The following is a 2,196-nucleotide window of genomic DNA, read 5'->3' on the forward strand; positions in this document are numbered from 1 at the left end:
ACGTTTTCATGCGCCTGCACCGCCTCGATCATCTGCGTATCGATGCGCAGGACCGGGTTCAACGTCATCATCGGATCCTGGAAGATCATGGCCATGCGGCGGCCGCGCAGCGCTCGCATCTCCTCGCGGCTGGAGCGGGTGATGTCGCGGCCGTTGAAGACGATCTGACCGCCGACGATCGTCCCGGGCGGATCGACCAGGCCGATGATGGAAAAGCCAGTGACCGACTTGCCGGACCCGCTTTCGCCAACGAGACCCAGAACCTCGCCGCGCGCGACGCTGAACGAGACGCCGTCGACGGCTTTTGCTTGTCCGAAATGGGTCCTGAGATCGCGGACTTCGAGTACGGTCGCATTCATTCGCGCCCCCGCGGGTTGAGCACGTCGCGCAGCCGATCACCGACGAGGTTGATCGCAACCACGGTAATCAGCAGCGCTACGCCCGGATAGAAGCTGATCCAGGTCATGCCGGAGAGCATGTACTGGTAGCCGTTGGCGACCAGCAGGCCGAGACTGGGCTCGGTGATCGGCACACCCAGGCCAAGGAAGGACAAGGTCGCCTCCAGCGAGATGGCGCGCGCCACCTGCACCGTCGCGATCACGATCAGCGGCGGCAGGCAGTTGGGCAGCAGATGGACGAACAGAATGCGCCATCGTGGAATAGCGAGCGACTCCGCTGCTTCCATGTATTCCTTGCGCCGCTCCACCAGCGCCGTGCCGCGCGCGGCACGCGCGTAGGTCGCCCATTCTACGATCACCAGAGCGAGTACAACGTTGAGGATTCCTTTGCCGAGAAAGGCGAGGATCATCAGCGCAACGAGAATGGAGGGGAAGGAGAGTTGCAGATCGACGATGCGCATGATCGCCGTCTCGGTCCGACCGCCAACATAGGCGGCGAGCAGGCCCAACGAGGCGCCGAACAGCGCTGCGAAAAGCGCCGAGCTGACGCCGACGCCAAGCGATATGCGCAGGCCATAGATGATGCCGGAAAGCATGTCACGACCCTGGTCGTCGGTGCCGAGCCAGAACGTCGTGCCCGTCATCGATTGCGAGCCGGGCGGCAGGCGACTGTCCATGATGTCGAGCTGGTTCAGGTCGTAGGGATTTTGCGGCGCTATAAGCGGCGCAAGCAGCGCCAGCCCGATGACCGCAGTCAGCAGCACGAAACCGATAACGGCGGCGGGCGAGCGGAAGAATGCCCGCACGAGCACTTGAAACGGCGCCTCTTCACCCTTTTCGGCCTCGACCGGCATCGGCGGCGGCAAGGTGTCGACGCTCATCTCACGATCCCTCGCCCTGGAGCCGCACCCGCGGGTCGAGTGCCGTATAGGTCAGGTCGACGACGAGATTGATGATGACGAAGAAGGCGACGATCGCCATCAGGTAAGCAGTGATGATCGGACGGTCCAGCACGTTGATGCTGTCGATGATCAACTTGCCCATGCCCGGCCAGCTGAAGACGCTTTCGGTGACAACCGAGAAGGCGACGATAGAGCCGAATTCCAGGCCGATGATGGTCACCACCGGGATCATGATGTTCTTCGAGACGTGGACGCCGATCACGCGCGTTTCTTTGAGGCCCTTGGCCCGTGCGAACTTGACGAAATCGAGCGGCAGGACTTCGGCGACGCCGGCGCGCGTCAGGCGTAGAATGAGGCAGGCGTCGAACAAGGCGAGGTTCACCGCCGGTAGGATCAGGTGGGCAAGGCCGTCTTTGGTCAGGAACGCCCATTGGACGCCGAACAGTTCGGCGGTCTGGCCGCGCCCACCGCTCGGCAACCAGCCGAGTTGCACGCCGAAAAACATGATCAGCACCAGCCCGACCCAGAAGGTCGGCAGCGAGAAGCCGAGGATGCTGACGGTCATGATGACGCGGCTCAAGATGCCGTCCGGCCGCAGCCCGGCATAAAGCCCGAGCGGCACGCCGACGACGATGGCGATGAGGATGGCAGCGACGGCCAGCTCGAGCGTCGCCGGCAGTCGCTCCAGGATCACCCTGATCGCCGGCTCGTTGTAGACGTAGCTCTCGCCAAGGTCGCCATGCAGCGCCGCCCAGAGGAAGCGGAGATACTGCTGCCAAACCGGCAGGTCGAGCCCGAGGGCCTGGACGACGCGCGCGCGCTCGATCTGATCGGCGTCGGGAGAGATCAGAATGTCGACGGGGGCGCCGATGACGTTGATCGCGCTGAAGACGATG

3 protein-coding genes are annotated in these 2,196 nt (G+C 63.7%); all 3 read right to left on the minus strand.

Translation table 11 applies throughout. From position 1 onward, the window contains the following. On the minus strand, positions 1 to 359 hold a 359-nt coding region (locus EOA86_RS31730; RefSeq protein WP_164892189.1), incomplete at its 3' end, for an ATP-binding cassette domain-containing protein. Further along, positions 356 to 1,252 carry an ABC transporter permease gene (locus EOA86_RS31735; protein WP_127208021.1) on the minus strand — a complete coding sequence of 299 codons (897 nt, stop codon included), beginning with the start codon at positions 1,250 to 1,252 and terminating at the stop codon, positions 356 to 358. The genes EOA86_RS31735 and EOA86_RS31730, both read right to left, overlap by 4 nt. Positions 1,253 to 1,280: 28 nt before the next feature. Beyond that, a complete protein-coding gene (locus EOA86_RS31740; protein ID WP_245497440.1) occupies positions 1,281 to 2,195 on the minus strand; it encodes an ABC transporter permease in 915 nt (304 codons plus the stop codon). Position 2,196: the final 1 nt, after the last annotated feature.

This window comes from Mesorhizobium sp. M5C.F.Ca.IN.020.32.2.1 (assembly GCF_004023105.1).
GTDB classification, from domain to species: domain Bacteria; phylum Pseudomonadota; class Alphaproteobacteria; order Rhizobiales; family Rhizobiaceae; genus Mesorhizobium; species Mesorhizobium wenxiniae.

Coding starts and splice junctions, on each gene's coding strand:
- EOA86_RS31735 (WP_127208021.1), bottom strand. CDS start 1,252: ATGCCGGTCGAGGCCGAAAAGGGTGAAGAGGCGCCGTTTCAAGTGCTC.